We start from the raw sequence: 17154 nt of genomic DNA, 5'->3' as shown, positions 1-17154 counted from the left end.
TCGGCGAGACGCGATCCGCCCAGGTTGCAAAACTGGTCAAACATATTGTCTGCCAAAGAGGGTTGAAATCGTCATACCAGTTGTATAGTCCAATACCCGCACAAGAGACGAACCGGGAGAGAGGGCGCGATGCTGCTGCGGGCTGTTTTGATGGGGGCGATCGGGGTTTCGGCGGCGCAGGCCGCGCAGGCCCGCGATATATTGGTCGCCGACCAGGTCGAATATAAGGCGGCGGTCAAGGCCGCGAAGCCCGGCGACTCGATCGTCCTTCGCGACGGCGAATGGCGCGACGCCCAGCTCGTCTTCACCGGCGCCGGCACCGCCGACGCGCCGATCACCCTCACCGCCCAGACCAAGGGCAAGGTGCTGCTCACCGGCGCCTCGAACCTCCGCCTCGGCGGCAGCCACCTCGTGGTGTCGGGGCTCGTCTTCAAGCGCGGCGCCAGCCCGACGCGCGAGGTCATCAGCTTCCGCCGCGATTCGAAGACACTGGCGAGCGACACCCGCGTCACCGAAATCGTCATCGACGGTTTCAGCAAACCCGACCGCCGCGCCGAGGATATCTGGGTCGCGCTCTACGGCACGAACAACCGCGTCGACCATTCGCATTTCGAGGGCAAGACCAACGCCGGCGTCACCCTCGCGGTGATCCGCAAGGCGGGCGACCCGCTCGACAACCGCCACCGCATCGATCACAATTATTTCGGCCCGCGTCCGCCCTTGGGCTCGAACGGCGGCGAGACGATCCGCATCGGCACCAGCGAGGAATCGCTCTCCGACAGCCACACGCTCATCGAACGCAACATCTTCGACCGCACCAGCGGCGAGGTCGAGATCGTCTCGGTCAAGTCGGGCGGCAACATCGTCCGCGAGAATCTGGTGCTGTCGTCGCAGGGCGCCTTCGTGCTGCGCCACGGCAACGGCAATCTGGTCGAGCGCAACATCTTCCTCGGCAACCATGTGCCCGACAGCGGCGGCGTCCGCATCATCAACCGCGATCAAATCGTGCGCTTCAACTATATGGAAGGGCTCGCGGGCAAGGATTTCAAGAGCGCGATCACCGTGATGAACGGCGTGCCCAATTCGGTGATCAACCGTTATCATCAGGTGTCGAACGCGGTGATCGAGCGCAACTCGATCCTCGACAGCGCGCGCATCACCCTCGCCGCGGGCGCCGATGCCGAACGCTCGGCGCCGCCGGTCGCCAGCAAATTTATGGGCAATCTTATTAGCGGCGCCAAGGGGGCCGACCCGTTCCGCGCCGAGGACGATATCGGCGGCATGGCCTTTGCCGGCAATGTCGAGGCGGCGGTCGCGCACCCATTGTTGACGAACGGCGTCGCACAGCGCGAGCTCCAGCTCGAACGCGCCGCCAACGGCCTCCTCTATCCGACCGATCCCGCGCTTGCCGACATCGGCGCGCCGCGCGACCTCGTCCCGGTAAAGCGCGAAGAGGTCGGCGCGCCCTGGTATCGCCCCGACGCCGCCGAAGCGGCGTTCGGCGCCGGGCGCACCGTCGAGCTCGCGGCGGGCGCGTCGCTCGCCGACGCGGTCGGCGCCTCGCGCGCCGGCGACACGCTCGCGCTCGCCGCCGGAACATACGAAGTCGCGGCACCGGTCGCGATCCGCCACCGGTTGACCATTGCCGGGCAGGCGGGCGCCGCGCCGGTCGTCCATGTCGCGAGCGGCGCCTTCGCGCGGATCGAGGCGGGCGGCGGACTGCGCCTCGCCGACCTGACGCTCGACGCGCGCAAGGCCGCCGGCGATGCGGCGCTGATCGCGGTCGGCGCGGGCGCCGCGCCCAATTACGAGATCGAGATGAAGGGCGTGTCGGTGCGCGGCCCCGGCAAGGCGGCGCGGCTCGACGGCGTCGTCATGGCGCCCGGCACCTTCGCCAATGCGATCGAACTGCTCGGCAGCAGCTTCGCCGACATCAGCGGCGCGGTCGTCCTCGGCACCGGCGAGCAACAGCCCAAGGGCTGGTATCCGGTCGAACGGCTCGAGATCGCGGGGAGCAGCTTCATCCGCGTCGGCCTCGTCGCCGACCTCCTGCGCAAGGGCACCGATGAAAGCACCTTCGGCCCCTATGTGTCGATGACGGGGTCGAGCGTGTCGGACAGCGGCGCGGGCGACGCCTCGCTCCGCCTCTCGGGCGCCCAGCACAGCGAAATCCTCGGCAACAGCTTCGAAAATTCGGCGCCGCTCGTCGTCATCCACTCGGTCGGCAAGCCCGAGACGCGGATCGCCGGCAACGCCTTTCGCGCCACCCCCGCGCCGCGCGTCGAAGAACTGAGATACAAGGGGCCGCCGCGCGCGAAGCTCGCGGGCAATTTCACGGAAGGCCGTCCATGACCCGCACCCTCGCGCTGCTCCTCGCGGCGAGCGCCCTGCCCCTTTCCGCCGCGCCCACCCTCGCGCAGCCCGCATCGATGCAGCCGACCTATGCGCCGCTCTTCGCCGCCGAGGTCACGCAAGCGAAGCGCGACCTCGACGCCTCGATCCGCGCCGGAATCAACGTGCCCGTGCCCAAGGATCCGGGCGGCGGCTTCACCCACGAGCAGCATAAGCGCAATTACCGCATCATCTTCGAGGGCGGCCAGCTTTACCGGCTCACCGGCGATCGCCGCTATCTCGATCATGTCCGCGACATGCTGCTCGCCTATGCCGACCTCTATCCGAAGCTCGGCCCGCACCCGGCCGCTGCGAACCAGGTTCCAGGCCGATTGTTCTGGCAAAGCCTCAACGACAGCGTCTTCCTCGTCAACGCGGTGCAGGGCTACGCCGAGATTCGCGATGCTCTCTCCGCCGCCGACCGCCGCCGCATCGACGACGACGTGATCCGCCCGATGGCGCGCTTCCTGTCGGACGGCTCGCCGCAGGTCTTCAATCGCATCCACAATCACGCGACCTGGGCGTGCGCCGGGGTCGGGCTCGCGGGCTATCTGCTCGGCGACCGCGACCTGGTCGACAAGGCGCTGATGGGGCTCGACAAGAGCGGCAAGTCAGGCTTCCTGCGCCAGCTCGACCTGCTCTTCTCGCCCGACGGCTATTATGCCGAAGGGCCCTATTACCAGCGCTACGCGCTCCAGCCCTTCGTCGTCTTCGCCGCAGCGATCGACGCCAACGAGCCTCAGCGCAGGATCTTCGACTATCGGGGCGGCATCGTGCTCAAGGCGATCCGCACCGCGATCGACGTCACCCATTCGGGATATTTCATCCCGATCAACGACGCGATGCCCGACAAGAGCCTGCGCACCGAGGAACTCTATCACGCGGTCGCGATCGCCTATGCCGCCACGCACGACCCCGCCTTCCTGTCGATCGCGAAGTGGCAGGGCCATACGGTGCTGACCCCCGCCGGGCAGGCGCTCGCCGCCGACGTCGCCGCGGGCAAGGCGAAGCCCTGGCCCTTCGAATCGCGCCGGCTCGGCGACGGCCCCGACGGCAAAGAGGGCGCACTCGTCCTGCTGCGCGAAGGAAGCGATCCCGACGGCCCGCTGCTCGTCGCCAAGAACACCGTGCAGGGCATGGGCCACGGCCATTTCGACCGGCTGAACTGGCTCTATTATGACGAGACCGGCGCGGTCGTCACCGACTATGGCGCCGCACGCTTCCTCAACGTCGAGGCGAAGCACGGCGGGCGTTACCTTCCCGAAAACGACAGCTGGGCGAGCGCGACGATCGCGCACAATACTTTGGTCGTCGATGAACAAAGCCAGTTCGGCGGCGACTGGAAGACCGGCGAAAAGGTCCCGACGCGCCAGCTTTCGGCCGGGCTCGACGCTCCGACCCGCTGGTCGATCGCCGAAGTCGACGGCGCCTATCCGAACGTTTCCATCCGCCGCGCGCTCGTCATGCTCGACGTCGACGGCCTTTCGAATCCGCTGATCCTCGACATCCTCCACGGGACTGGCAGCGGCAGGCATCGCTATGACCTGCCGCTGCATTTTTCGGGACATATCATCGACAGCGACATCGCGTTCGAGCAGAATCTCGCCGAGCGGCCGGTACTGGGGACGGCGAACGGCTACCAGCATCTTTGGGTCGACGGCGAAGGAAGCAAGAGCGGTCCGGCGCGCCTCACCTTCATGCAGGACAGCCGCTTCTATTCCTATCATATGGCGCCGCCCGCGGGCGCCCGCTTCATCCTCGCCGAAAGCGGCGCGAACGATCCCGAGTTCAACCTCCGCCGCGAACCTGCGCTGATCCAACGGGTCGACGGCGCGGGCGAGGCGACCTTCGTCAGCCTGCTCGAACCGCACGGCCGCTACGACGCCTCGTCCGAGGCCGTCGTCGCGAGCAGCTCGCGCATCGCCTCGCTCGAGTATCGGCGCGACGGCGATGCCGATATCGTGCTGGTGACCTTCGTCGACGGCCGCCGTCTCGCGGTCGCGGTCGCGGGCGACACCACCGCGGGCGTCAAACATAGCGCGACCGTCGCCGGCCGCAGCTTCACCTGGACCGGCCCCGTCGGCCGCCTCGACCTCCCCAAGGGAGACGCTCAATGAAGGGGCATTTGCGCTGGTGCGTGATCGGCCTGATCGGCCTCGCCACCGTGATCAACTATATCGACCGCAACGCGCTCGCGGTGATGTGGCCCGAAGTGTCAAAGGATATCGGCGCGACCAAGGAAGATTATGCGCTGCTGGTGACGATCTTCATGATCGCCTACGCCTTCGGCCAGTCGCTGTTCGGGCGTGTGTTCGACGCGATCGGGACGCGAATGGGCTTCACCGTCTCGATCTTCTTCTGGTCGCTGTCGATCGCCGCGCACGCGCTGGTCCGCTCGATGCCGCTGCTCGGCTTCCTGCGCGCCACCCTCGGCGTCAGCGAGGCGGGCAACTGGCCCGGCGCCGCCAAGGCCAACGCGCTCTGGTTCCCCTCGCGCGAACGCGCGCTGGCGCAGGGCATCTTCAACGCCGGCGCGTCACTCGGCGGCATCGTCTCGGCGCCGCTCGTCGCGCTGCTCTTCATCCAGTTCGGCTGGCGCGGCACCTTCCTCTTCGTCGGCATTTTGGGCTTCATCTGGCTCGTTCCGTGGCTCTGGTTCTACAAGGCCGATCCCGAAACCAACCCGCGCCTCGGCGCCGAGGAGCGCGCCTATATTCTCTCCGGGCGCAGCGAGGCGGGCGCGAGCGACGACCGCCGCATGCCGCTCGGCGAGCTGCTGCGCTACCGCCAGAGCTGGGCGGTCATCCTGTCGCGCTTCTTCCTCGACCCCGTCTGGTGGCTGTTCGTGTCGTGGCTGCCGATCTATCTCGCCGAAACCTTCGGCTTCGACGTCAAGCAGATCGGCCTCTTCGCCTGGGTGCCCTATGTCGGCGCGATGCTCGGCAGCCTGTTCGGCGGCTGGTTCGCCGGGCGGATCATCGATCGCGGCGGTAGCGTCCACAAGGCGCGCACGCTGGCGATCGGCATCGGCTGCGCGATCATGCTCCCCGCCTTGCTTTTCACGATCCGCGCCGCCGATCCGCTGACCGCGGTGCTGCTGATCGCGTGCATCCTCTTCGGCTTCCAGATGGCGATCGGCAACATCCAGACGCTGCCCAGCGACTGGTTCGGCGGCGGCGCGGTCGGCAGCCTCGCCGGGATCAGCGGCACCGCCGCGGTCGCGGGCACGCTGATCACCACCTGGCTCGTGCCGGTGCTGACCAAGACCAGCTACGCGCCGATCTTCGCGCTTTCGGCGGCGATCGTGCCGCTCTCCTTCTTCGCCTTCCGGCTGGTCGGCGGCCGCGTCGAACCGGTCGCCACCCAACCCCAATCCACCCAAGAATAAGGAACTGCATCACATGACTCTCCAGGGCAAAACCGCGCTCGTCACCGGCGGCGGCCGCGACATCGGCCGATCGGTCTCGATCGCCCTCGCCCGCGCCGGCGCGCGCGTCGCGATCAATTACAACAGCGGCCGCGAAGCCGCCGAAGACACGCTCGCCGCCATCAAGGCGGCCGGCGGCGAAGCCTTCCTGATTCAGGCCGACGTCACCGACAGCGGCGCCGTGGCGGCGATGCTGGACGAGGTCGGGATCGCGTTCAGCGGCCGGCTCGACATCCTCGTCAATCTCGCGGGCGGCATGGTCGCGCGCAAGACGCTCGGCGAGATGGACGAGGCTTTTTTCGACCATGTGATGACGCTCAACCTTAAATCGGCGTTTCTCGTTCTGCGCGGGGCGCTGCCCTTCCTCGGCGAAGGCTCGGCGGTGGTGAACGTCTCGAGCCTCGCGGGGCGTGACGGCGGCGGGCCCGGCGCGTCGGTCTATGCGACCGCGAAGGGCGCGATGATGACCTGGACGCGGTCGATGGCGAAGGAGCTCGGCCCGCAGGGCATCCGCGTCAACGCGGTCTGCCCCGGCCTGATCGGCACCAGCTTCCACGACATCTTCTCGAAGCCCGAGGGGCGCGCCGCGACCGCGGGCAATACCCCGCTCCGCCGCGAGGGTCATCCCGACGAGGTCGCCGACACCATCGCCTATCTCGCCTCGCCGGCGGCAAGCTTCCTCACCGGCGTGTGCCTCGACATCAACGGCGGCCTCGCCTTTTCGTGACCGGGAGACCGACATGCGCCGGCTGATCACCACCCTTGTCGCCGCCACCGCCCTCGCGGGCGGGGCGCAGGCGGCCGACCGCGAGCGGACCGACGCGCCGCCGCTGCTGCCTTACAAGATCATCCTCGTCGGCGATTCGACGATGGCGCCGCACAGCGGCTGGGGCGGCGCCTTTTGCGCTAGCCATGTCAAATCGTCGGTCGCCTGCCTCAACACCGGGCGCGGCGGGCGCAGCACGCGCAGCTTTCGCCAGGAAGGGTCGTGGGCCATCGCGCTCGCCGAGGCGAAGGTCCCCGGCTATCGCGGCACCTGGGTGCTGATCCAGTTCGGGCACAACGACCAGTCGAGCAAGTCCGAACGCTGGACCGAGGAGACCACCGAGTTCCCGGCGAACCTCAAGCGCTTCGTCGCCGAGGTGCGCGCCGCGGGCGCGACTCCGGTGCTCGTCACGCCGCTGACCCGCCGCGAGTTCCGGGACGGCAAGCTCCACAACACGCTCGCCAGCTGGTCGGATCAGGTGCGCGCGGTCGCCAAGGCCGAGGGCGTGGCGCTCGTCGATCTCAACGCGCTGAGCGCCGCGCAAACGCAAAGGATGGGCGCCGAAACCGCGACCCAGCTCGCGCAGGAGCCGCCAACGGCGGAGGAGCTTGCCGCCGCGAAGGCCGGGACGACGCTGAAGGCGCGCCCCGCTCCGCCGCCCCCGCCGCCGATCGAGGGCGACGGCGCGCGCGGCCAGGTGACGCGCAAGTTCGACTACACCCACCTCGGCGACGTCGGGGCGGAGGTGGTGGCGAAGCTCGTCACCCAGGCGCTCGCGCAGGCGGTGCCCGATCTTCGGAGCCAGCTCGTCCGCTAGAGCCGCGATTGGACCAGCTTACTGGTTAGTCCAATCTGATAGACACAATTGTTGACAAATTGGTCTGGATGTTCGACCTACCCGGTCAGAACAGACTCGATTTGCCCAAGGGGAGAGACACAGTGAATTCTCGCAATCCGATCCGCGCGCGCGCGCTCCGCGCCGCCCTTCTCGCCGGCACCGGTCCCGTGCTGTTGCTCGCCATGCCGGCCGCCGCGCAGGATGCCGCCGGTTCGGCCGCACAGGACGACGCCGACGCGATCGTCGTCTCCGGCATCCGCGAAACGATCCAGAGCTCGATCGAAGCCAAGCGCCGCGAGACCGCGATCGTCGACACGCTCGAGGCCGACGACATCGGCGACATTCCCGCCATCTCGGTCGGCCAGGCGATCCAGACGATCACCGGTGCGACGACGCACCGCGAAAAGGGTGATGCGTCCGAAATCGCGCTGCGCGGCCTCGGCCCATTCCTTTCCAACGCGACCTTCAACGGCCGCGACGCGACCAACGGCAGCGGCGACCGCTCGGTCAACTTCAACCAGTTCCCCTCCGAACTGGTCAACGAGATCAAGATCTACAAGACGCAGCAGGCGAACCTCGTCGAGGGCGGCGTCGCGGGCACGATCGAGATCGGCACGCTGCGCCCGCTCGACTATGGCAAAACGCGTCTGCAGGGCGAGCTCAAGGCGCAATACAACCCCTATGGCGACCGCGTCATCGGCAGCGCGGGCGGGGTCGGCTGGCGCGGGACGGTCAGCTATGTCGACCAGTTCGCGAACGACACGATCGGCATCTCGATCGGCTTCCAGCGCAACGACACCAACAACCCCGAGGAAACCTACGCCGCGAGCACGACCTGGACCGCGTGCCGCGCCGACGTCACCGTCATCAACAATAATTGCACCGAACTCGACCGCGACGATTATGGCGACGGCATTCCCTATTACCTCGTCCCCAACAGCTATATCTTCCGCCAGATCAGCGAGACAGACAAGCGCGACGCGGTGTTCGGCGCGATCCAGTGGCGCCCGTCGGACCAGTTCAACGTCAACCTCGACGTCCAATATTCGGACCGCACCTTCGTCGAGAATCGCCGCGACCTGACGATCTCGGAGGCGCGGCGCAGCCTGACCAACGTCGAATATGACGAGAATGGCATCGTCCATCACCTCGAAGGATCGAGTTCGCTCGAATCGAACGGTTCGACGCTGACGCGGTCGGAGGAATATCTGGGCGGCGGCCTGTCGGTCGAATGGACGCCGTCGGACCGGCTGACGCTGACCGCCGACGCCTCCTATTCGCGCACCATCCGCACCGAGACCGAGCGCAATTTCCGCCTGCGCACCGACCGCATGGACGTCAACGGGGTCCGTACCGACATCGACAACCAGCGCATCCCCTATATCTACGACATCGCACCGGGCAGCTTCATCCCGACGATCACGATCGACCCGCGCTTCGACCTCAACAATCACGACCTCTTCTGGGACGACGCGCGCTTCCGCCGCGACGAGAGCCGCCGCTACAACAAGATCGTCGCCGGGCGCTTCGACGCCAAATACGAACTCGACGGCTTCCTGAGCGCGCTGTCGGCGGGCGTCCGCGTGTCGCAGCTCAAATTCAGCGACTATGACGTGCGCAACGGCGACTTCAACGAGAACCCCGCGATCGAGGAAGACCGGCGGATCAACAATATCTGCCGCCAGGCCTTTCCGCAGACCGACTATCTGAGCGACGCGCCGGGCAACAGCATTCACAGCTGGGCGACCTTCGACGTCGACTGCCTGTTCCGCGAATATCTGGGCACCGAGGATCCGGGCCTGCCCGACGACATCCGTTCGGTCGCCAACCGCGACGTCACCGAGCGCACCTACGCCGGCTATCTGATGGCCGATTACGACAGCGAGATCGGGTCGATGCCGGTGCGCGGCAATTTCGGCGTCCGCGTCGTCAAGACCGAGGTCACCTCGAAGGGGCTTCGCAGCGACCTTGTCCTCGTCGACAATGGCGACGGGACCTTCGATCTCGACGAGACCGGCGATTTCGAGACCGAGACGATCAAGAGCAGCAACACCCGCATCCTGCCGAGCATCAACGCGATCTTCGAGGTCGCGCCGAACACGCTGCTGCGCGTCGCGGGCTATCGCGCCATGTCGCGCCCCAACCCCAGCGCGCTGGGCGCCGGGCGCACGATCACGCTCGAGGATGGCGGCAGCTTCACCTCGATCGAGGATGCGATCGACAATGTCCGCGCCAACGGCAGCCCGCGCCTGAAACCGCTGATGTCGTGGAACGCCGACGCGGCGCTCGAATGGTATCCGAACAAGGACACCCTCCTCGCCGCGACGCTCTATTACAAGCAGTTCACCGGCGGCTTCCAGCCGGTCGTCTATGACGAGACCTTCACGATCGACGGGCAGCAGGTCACCGTTCCCGTCACCCAGACGCGCAACAGCCCCGACAAGTCGCGCATCTACGGTCTCGAACTGACCGCGGCGACGCGCTTCAGCTTCCTGCCGAAGCCGCTCGACGGGCTCGGCGCGAAAGTCAGCTACAATTATGCCGATTCGAACTTCACCAACCAGGACGTCCGGTTGGGCGACATCTACGATCCCGAAACCGACACCGTGTCGCCGGGCCTGATCCCCGCCGCCGGCCTGTCGGGCTATTCGAAGCATGTGCTGTCGGCGCAGGCCTATTACGAGATCGGCCCGGTGTCGCTGCAGGCGATCTACAACTACCGGTCGAAATATTATCAGGACTTCGTCGGCGGCAACAGTCAGCTGCGCTTCGTCGGACCCAGCGAAACCGTGGATTTCCGCGCTTCGCTCGCGCTGATGAAGGGAGTATCGCTGCGCTTCGAGGCGCTCAACATCTTCAACGAGCCCAAGTCGACCTATATGCCGGTCTATGGCAGCAGCCGCCAATATCATTATTACGGCTCGAAATATTTCATCGGCATCCGGGCGCGAATCTGACGAGGCCGGCACGACGTTCGGTCATGGCTTCAAAATTGTCATACCTGATTGTATGCAGGGGCTGACGCCTATGTGGGGAGACGATTGAGTCATGGCCGAACGCCGCCTTTTTGAAGACATCGCCGACGCGATTCGCCGGCTGATTCTCGACGGAACCTATCCGCCGGGAACCCGGCTGCCCGGCGAGCGCGAGCTTTCCGAACGCTTCGAGGTCAGCCGCGTCACGATTCGCGAGGCCGAAATCGCGCTGCAGGCGACGGGGTGGATTCACATCCGCACCGGCGCGGGCGCCTATGTCCAGGCCAAGCTCCCCGGCGATGGCGGCATATTGCCGCAGGTCAGCGCCTTCGAACTGACCGAGGCGCGCTCGCTGTTCGAGGCCGAAGCGGCGGCGCTCGCCGCACCGACCATCTCGGCCGAAACGCTCGCGACGCTCGAGGGGCTGCTGGAGGCGATGGCGAACGAGGACGCGTCCGAGGACGAGATCAGCGCGATCGACCGCGAATTTCACATGACGATCGCCGCCGCGTCGAACAACAAGGCGATCATCCACGTCATCGAAAGCCTGTGGCGGATGCGGATGGAATTGCCCGAGGTGCGAACCAGCCATTCGATGATCTGCCGCAAGGACGGTGAGGCGCGCCAGGCCGAACATGCCGGCGTCGTCGAAGCACTGAGGAAGCGCGACGCGGGCGGCGCGCGGCTCGCGATGCGGCGCCATTTCAACCGCCTGCTCGAATCGATGCTCGACGAGACCGAGGAACGCGCGATGGTCGAACTGCGCCAGCGCGCCGCCGAAAGCCGCGAACGCTATCTTCTGAGCGCCAAGCTCGCCTGATGTCCCGCGGACGCCTCGCATGAGCGCCGCATCGGGCGCGGTCGCCGCGCTGCTTGACGCGCGCCGCTCGGGCCTGGCGCTCGCCGCCTTTCCCGCACCGGTCCCCGCGAACCTCGCCGACGCCTACGCAGTCCAGCGCGACCTCTGCGCTGCGCTCGGCGCGCCGGTGCTCGGATGGAAGGTCGGGCGCATCCCGCCGGCGCTCGTCGATGCTCTCGGCACCGAGCGCCTCGCCGGGCCGGTCCTTGGCGTCACGGAGCTCGATGGCGAAGCCCCCGGCGACGCGCGGGTCTTCGCGGGCGGCGCGGGCGCGATCGAGGCCGAGGTGATGCTCCGCCTGTCCGCCGTCCCCGGCCACCGCCTCGCGACCGAGGCCGAAGCGATGGCTTTCGTCGACACCATCCGCGCCGGCTTCGAGATCGCAAGCTCGCCCGCGCCCGACGTTCACGATCATGCCCCCTATGGCATCATCGCCGACATCGGGATCAACAACGGCCTGCTGCTCGGCCCCTGCCTCGACGCGGACGGCTTCGACCGGGTCGAGGTCGTCACCGAGATCGACGGCGCCCGTGTCGGCGCCGGTCGCCCCTGCGATGTTCTCGACGGCCCGCTCGGCTCGCTCCGCTTCCTCGCCGGCCTCCACCATGATGGCGTGATCAGGCTCGAGCCGGGGCAATGGATTTCGGCGGGCGCGATTACCGGCGTCCATCCGATCGCCCCCGGCCAGACCGCGACCGCGCGCTTCGGCGAAACGGTGCGCATTGTCTGCACCGCCCGGCCCGACCCCGGATTCGCGCCATGATCGACCCGAACAAGACCATCGCCTGCTTCGGCGAGATCGTCCTTCGCCTTGCGATCCCCGCGGGCGAGCAGCCGCTGCAGTCGCCGCGCTTCGACGTCCATGTCGGCGGCGCCGAAGCCAATGTCGCGGTCGCGCTCGCCGCGCTCGGCCACCGGGTGCGCATGATCAGCGCGCTTCCCGAAGGCCCGATAGGCGACGCCGCGATCGCCGAACTGCGCCGCCACGGCGTCGACACCGGCGCCATCCTGCGCCGGCCGGGACGCGTCGGCCTCTATTATCACCTGCCCGGCGGCCCGGCGCGCGCAAGCGAGGTCGTCTACGACCGCGCCGACTCCGCCTTCGCCGCCGCCGAGCCCGGCGCGTGGGACTGGGCTGCGCTGCTTGCCGATGCGGGCTGGCTGCACCTGTCGGGTGTCACCCCGGCGCTCGGCCAGCACGGCGCCGACGCCGCGCTCGCCGCCGCGCGCACCGCGCACGCCGCGGGGATCGGCCTGTCCTTCGATGGCAATTGGCGCGGCCGTCTGTGGGAGCGCTGGGACGGTGATCCGGCAACGATCCTGCGCGCGATCATCGGCGAGGCGACGCTGCTGTTCGGCAACCACCGCGATGCCGCACTGCTCCTCGGCCGCGATTTTTCGGGTGACGGCGGCGAGCGGCGGCGCGACGCCGCGCTCGCGCTGCTCGCGGCCTTCCCGAATCTCGACCTCGTCGCCTCGACCGCGCGCCACATCGTCGGCCCCGATCGGCACGAGATCGCCGCGCGGATCGACCGGCGCGCCGCGAGCTGCCAGACCGAAGCGCGCGTGGTCGCGCCGATCGTCGACCGGATCGGCACCGGCGACGCCTTCGCCGCCGGGGTGCTGCACGGCCTGTTCACGGGCGCAGATATCGAGGGTGCGGCGCAGCGGGGTCTTGCGCTCGCCACGCTCAAGCACGGCCTGCGCGGCGATTTCGCGCCCTTCTCCTCCGCAGCGCTCGCCGGCGCCACCGCCGGGTCTAGCGACGTCGCGCGCTAGGTTCCCGCAGCCTTGCGCGCCTCAATCAGCTTTGAAAAAGCCTCCCAGGAGCAGGCCTCGGCGGCGATTGAATCGCCGCAGCCGGGAATCGGAAGATATTGGCGGAAGGCCGCATCGCCGCCGGTCAGCGGGCGCAGCTCGCGTAGCTGGTCCATCGTCTGCGCACGATAGAAGGCGCGGACATAGCGCTGCCCTCCCGCGCCGCTGAGTAGTTCGAACCCCAGCGCGCTGCCCGGCGGGATTTCGTCGGCAGGGTAGCTCGGCACCTTCCAGTGCAAACGGAGGAAGCCGCCGACGTCGGCGATATTGGTGTCGTGCCCGGCGAGCAAGGTCAACCGCGGGCCATCGGGCGCGCCGAAAGCCGAGGCGATTTCGCTGGCGATCGGCGCCGCGGCGGCGCGCGCGACATAATCGGGCCGGTTCGCATATTTGAACTTGAGCGGGTGGAATTGCAGCAGTTGCTCGATCTCGTCGCGGCTGACGCGGCCCCAGCCGACATCCTTCATCGGCATGCCCTCCAGATATTCGAGCAGAAAGGTCTGGCTCGCGGTCGAGGCGACGTCGAACGGCCCTTCCATATCGGGGCGGTCGTGCGCGGCGGCGACCAGCCGGTTGGGTTCGGTCACAACCGGGCAGGCAGGGAGCGCGCAACCGAGCACTCGCGCGAGCAGCAGCAGGTCGGCGCGGTGCGCCTTTTCCTCTGCGGCGAGCCCGCCTTCCGGCGCCTGCGCGAGCGCCGCGGCATAGGCGTGCTGGCCGTCGAACCACGCGGGCTCCCCGTCGAGACCGTGGAAGATCGGGTCGGGCTGCCCCTCGCCCGGATGCGCGACGGTCGCGGGACAATCGGGCATGAAGCCTTCGGCCCAGCTCTCGGCGGTGCGGATCGCGCGCTGCTTGTTGCTCGCGTGGAGATCCACCGTCCCCGCCGCGGGGCAGCCCGCAGGGAGCAGCCCGCGCGCTTCATAATAAGCGCGGTCGCTCGCGCCGAGCAGCTTGACGCCCGCGGCGCCGCGCTCGGTGAGCAGGCCATAATCGACCGTCCACGCCGGCCAGGTCTCGGGCGAATAGCCCTCGGGAACGACCTTCGCCTTCGTCGGCGGGCGGATGCCGTGGCGCATCAGCATGACGACGCGTTCGAGCTTGAGCGCGGGCGCCGCCTCGGGCTCGGCCCGCGACGCGCTCGCGGTGCAGGTGACGATCAGGGCAGCGGACAAAAGAAGCGCAGGTTTCACGGCATCCTCCATATAGAACATAAATTTTGAATATGTGTTATATTAGAAAATTCCGTTTATCAATGACCAGCGCTCCCGCGCGATCTCGACCCGGTCAACGAGCGGCCCGTCGCGCGCGACGCTGCGCGGCGGCATCCTGGCCCGGCTTCGAACCACCGTTGCCCCTGCACGAGACCTCCCCACGGGACGGCACATCACATCCTTGCAAGAATTTTTCCATTTTACTTGCATTATGGAATAAACGTGCCATTATTGCATCGAGAGTGACGCGCCGAAGAGTCGCGCGCGAAAGGAGAGGGGATGATTATGAATCGCCGGTTCGCAAGAGCGCTTTTGCTCACCACCTGTTTCATGGCTCCAGTGTCCGCCTGGGCCCAGACCGCCGACGAGACCGCGCCGCAGGACGAGATCATCGTCAGCGGCCGCCGCGCCGCCGACCGCGCCGCGCTTGAATCGAAACGCGATTCGAACGCCCAGGTCGACGAAGTCCGCGCCGATGACGTCGGCCGCCTGCCCGACCAGAATGTCGCCGAAACGCTGCGCCGCCTGCCCGGCCTCAGCGTCGCCAACGACCAGGGCGAAGGGCGCTACCTGACCGTTCGCGGCGTGTCGCCCAATCTGCTCAACGTCACGCTCAACGGCCAGACCGCAGCGGCGCCCGAGCCCGACTCGCGCCAGGTCAAGCTCGACGACATTCCCTCGGCGCTGATCGGCGCGGTGACCGTGTCGAAGACGCTGACCCCCGACATGGACGCCAATGCGATCGCCGGCGCGGCGAATATCGAAACCGTGTCGGCGTTCGACCGCGCGGGAACCTTCGGCAGCGTGCGTGGCTCCTATGGCCGCTACGATCTCGGCGGCAGCCATCCTTATGAAGTCGACGGGTCGGTCGGCACCCGGTTCGGCGCCGACCGCCAATTCGGCGTCGTCCTTGCGCTCAACTATTCGAACCGCGAATTCATCGCCGAGAATGTCCAGTCGGGTGCAAGCTGGGAAGAGGTCAACGGCCAGTTCCTGCCGCTCGAACAAACGCTGCGCCGCTACCAGACGCACCGCCAGCGCTATGGCGCGGTCGCCAATTTCGACTGGCGTCCGACCGACGACGTCAAGACCTATCTGCGTTTCCTTTATTCCAAATATAAGGACAAGGAGTCGCGCCCCGGCTTCACTGTCGAACTCGACGAGGATGCGATCACCAACCAGACCGCGACGAGCGGCGACTTCACCGGCGCCGACGGCGCGCGGGCGCTACGCTCGCGCGAGGAGGATTCGGACACCTTCACCGCCTCGCTCGGCGGCGAGTTCAACCTCGGTCCGAACTGGCTGCGCGTCGAGGGAAGCTTCACCCGCGCCAACAAGCGCGACCCGCATCGCGACGAATGGAAGTTCGAGTCCGAGGACATCGGTGGCTCGTACGATCTTTCCGAAAGCATGCCGCTCTTCTCACCCGACGCGAGCGCGTTCGATCCGGCGAACTATGAGTTCCACGAGACGAGCTACGAGCATCGCAAGGCGCGCGAGGACCTCTACCAGACACGCGCCGATTTCCGGACCCCGATCGCGGTCGGCGACGATTCGAGCATCCAGGTGGGCGTCAAATATACCAAACGCCACAAGACCAACGAGATCGATTCGCGCATCTATGGCGACTATTCGGACGACCTGACGATGGACCAGGTTCTCGGCAGCCCGGTGAGCGGCATCTATAACGGCCGCTATCCGTTCGGACCGACGATCAGCCGCGCCGCCGCCGACGGTTTCTTCGACGCGCACAGCGGCGATTTCGAACTCGACGAGGAGGGCACGGTCGGCGACAGCCTTGCCGGCGACTATCGGATCAACGAAAAGATCTTCGCCGCCTATGCGATGGCGACGTTCAAGGCCGGCAACTTCACCGCCATCCCCGGCGTCCGCATGGAAAAGACGAAGAGCGACTATGCCGCGAAGGCGGTGCTCGATTCCTCGACCATCGCCGATCTGTCCAAGGGTTTCGATTCCTTCGGATCGCAAAGCTACACCGACTGGTTTCCGGGGCTGAACTTGCGCTGGAACGCCACCCGATCGCTCGTTCTCCGCGCCGCGGTGACACGGGCGATCGGCCGGCCCAATTACGAGCAGCTCGCGCCGACGGTGAGTGTCAACACCGGCGACAACGAGGTCACGATGGGCAATCCCAATCTCCTGCCGCTGAAATCGACCAACTACGACATCGCCGCAGAATATTATCTCGGCCGCAGCGGCATCATCAGCATCGCGGGTTTCTACAAGACGATCTCGAACCCCATCTATTCGTCGACGGTCGAGCAGTCGGGGACCTTTGCCGGGCGCGATCTCGTCGATGCGCAGGTCACCCTGCCGGTCAACGCCGACAGCGCCTTCGTGAAGGGGATCGAGATCAACGCGCAGACCGAACTCAGCTTCCTGCCCTCGCCGCTCAACGGCTTCAGCGTCGGCGGCAGCATCACCTTCGTCAAGTCGCGCGCCAAGGGCATTCCGGGCCGCGATGGCGAGCGCCTCCCGCTCGCCAACCAGTCGAACCGGGTCGCGTCGGCCTATCTTTCCTATGAAAAGGGCGGGCTGTCGGCGCGCATCGCCTACACCTACCGTTCGGCCTATCTGCTGGAACCCGGCGAGGACACCGACAACGACACCTATGTCGGCGCCTTCAACCAGTGGGATGCGCGCATCGGATATGATGTCGTCAAGAATGTCACGCTGTTCGTCGAAGGGTCGAACCTCAACGACGAGCCCTACCGCGTCTATCAGGGCATCCCGAGCCGCATCGACGAGGTCGAACGCTACGGGCTTTCGGTGAAGGGCGGCGTGCAGTTCAAATTCTGAGCCTGCTGCTGGGTCGCATCGCCCCGGGGGGCGGAAGGAAAGGCCG

Annotated in this window: 11 protein-coding genes; 10 read left to right on the top strand and 1 reads right to left on the bottom strand. The window is 67.1% G+C overall.

The genetic code is table 11. From position 1 onward, the window contains the following. Nucleotides 1-129 precede the first annotated feature (129 nt). From ACOTSS_RS00580 to ACOTSS_RS00540, 9 genes are all read left to right on the top strand, one after another. Nucleotides 130-2352, top strand: a complete 2223-nt coding sequence (locus tag ACOTSS_RS00580) for a chondroitinase-B domain-containing protein (protein ID WP_448689631.1) — start codon at nt 130-132, stop codon at nt 2350-2352. After that, nucleotides 2349-4508 carry a heparinase II/III domain-containing protein gene (locus ACOTSS_RS00575; RefSeq protein ID WP_448689630.1) on the top strand — a complete coding sequence of 720 codons (2160 nt, stop codon included), beginning with the start codon at nt 2349-2351 and terminating at the stop codon, nt 4506-4508. The genes ACOTSS_RS00580 and ACOTSS_RS00575 overlap by 4 nt, the downstream gene beginning before the upstream one ends. Further along, the gene (locus tag ACOTSS_RS00570) at nt 4505-5779 is read left to right on the top strand and encodes an MFS transporter (RefSeq protein WP_448689629.1); all 1275 of its coding nucleotides are present in this window, start codon (nt 4505-4507) and stop codon (nt 5777-5779) included. Before ACOTSS_RS00575 ends, ACOTSS_RS00570 begins: the two co-directional genes overlap by 4 nt. Before the next feature lie 13 nt (nt 5780-5792). Next, entirely contained in the window at nt 5793-6545 is a 753-nt protein-coding gene (locus tag ACOTSS_RS00565; protein ID WP_448689628.1) for an SDR family NAD(P)-dependent oxidoreductase, read from the top strand. A 13-nt stretch (nt 6546-6558) separates the two neighbouring features. Then, nucleotides 6559-7401, top strand: coding sequence for a rhamnogalacturonan acetylesterase (locus tag ACOTSS_RS00560; RefSeq protein WP_448689627.1), 843 nt, complete (start codon nt 6559-6561; stop codon nt 7399-7401). 122 nt (nt 7402-7523) lie between these two features. After that, the gene (locus tag ACOTSS_RS00555; protein WP_448689626.1) at nt 7524-10379 is read left to right on the top strand and encodes a TonB-dependent receptor; all 2856 of its coding nucleotides are present in this window, start codon (nt 7524-7526) and stop codon (nt 10377-10379) included. 91 nt (nt 10380-10470) lie between these two features. Further along, the gene (locus ACOTSS_RS00550) at nt 10471-11217 is read left to right on the top strand and encodes a FadR/GntR family transcriptional regulator (RefSeq protein ID WP_448689625.1); all 747 of its coding nucleotides are present in this window, start codon (nt 10471-10473) and stop codon (nt 11215-11217) included. A gap of 19 nt (nt 11218-11236) precedes the next feature. Beyond that, a complete protein-coding gene (locus ACOTSS_RS00545) occupies nt 11237-12019 on the top strand; it encodes a 2-keto-4-pentenoate hydratase (RefSeq protein WP_448689624.1) in 783 nt (260 codons plus the stop codon). Then, nucleotides 12016-13035 (top strand): sugar kinase, encoded by a 1020-nt coding sequence (locus ACOTSS_RS00540; RefSeq protein WP_448689623.1) that lies wholly within the window; start codon nt 12016-12018, stop codon nt 13033-13035. Before ACOTSS_RS00545 ends, ACOTSS_RS00540 begins: the two co-directional genes overlap by 4 nt. On the opposite strand, the gene ACOTSS_RS00535 is transcribed toward ACOTSS_RS00540, so the two are convergent. Continuing rightward, nucleotides 13032-14267, bottom strand: a complete 1236-nt coding sequence (locus tag ACOTSS_RS00535; protein WP_448689622.1) for a histidine-type phosphatase — start codon at nt 14265-14267, stop codon at nt 13032-13034. The two genes, ACOTSS_RS00540 and ACOTSS_RS00535, sit on opposite strands and share 4 nt — an antisense overlap. Nucleotides 14268-14627: 360 nt before the next feature. Here ACOTSS_RS00535 and ACOTSS_RS00530 point away from each other — a divergent pair, with 360 nt between their 5' ends. Next, complete coding sequence (locus tag ACOTSS_RS00530) at nt 14628-17108, top strand: TonB-dependent receptor (RefSeq protein WP_448689621.1); 2481 nt, start codon at nt 14628-14630, stop codon at nt 17106-17108. Nucleotides 17109-17154 lie beyond the last annotated feature (46 nt).

This window comes from Sphingopyxis sp. NJF-3 (genome assembly GCF_053514865.1).
Note: the sequence above shows the minus strand (reverse complement) of the source record. Positions and strands in the feature narration are given on the sequence as shown.